Origin of the sequence: Nonomuraea sp. MG754425, from assembly GCF_021699195.1 — a bacterium.
GTDB lineage: Bacteria > Actinomycetota > Actinomycetes > Streptosporangiales > Streptosporangiaceae > Nonomuraea.
Genome location: NZ_SSXE01000534.1, coordinates 1 through 375, shown reverse-complemented (window position 1 = coordinate 375; position 375 = coordinate 1). Strand labels below are relative to the sequence as shown.

General features: G+C 64.3%; 1 pseudogene. It reads right to left on the bottom strand.

What is annotated here, in order from left to right:
* Positions 1–14 precede the first annotated feature (14 nt).
* A pseudogene (locus FAF44_RS53850) lies at positions 15–375 on the bottom strand (hypothetical protein); the annotation flags it as partial.

Here is a 375-nt window from a genome sequence, read left to right as displayed (position 1 = left end):
CTAGTACTACATAGCTAGATCTGCATGTGTTGGAGGCGCAGGCGCTGCCGGAAGTGGTGCCTGCGCGCTGTGGCCTGATGTCGGCGGCGGAGGGCTGACCAGTAGAGACCCAGATCAATGGTCTGATCATCGCGGTCGATCAGGTTGAACAGGTGGCGGATTTCACCGATGGACAGGGCGATCAGCCGGTGCGGAACAGGCCGGGTGTGGTGGACGACCTCCGGGGACGGTTCGGGTGGGTTCGCCGGTGTTGTGCCGGTGGTGGCCGGAGGTTGTCCACAGGGCCGGGTCCCCCTTTTTGGTGGCACGGCGCAGCACGGCGAGGAATGCCAGAGCGAGCATGGCCACGGTGATGTGCCGATACCAGGCGTGGTA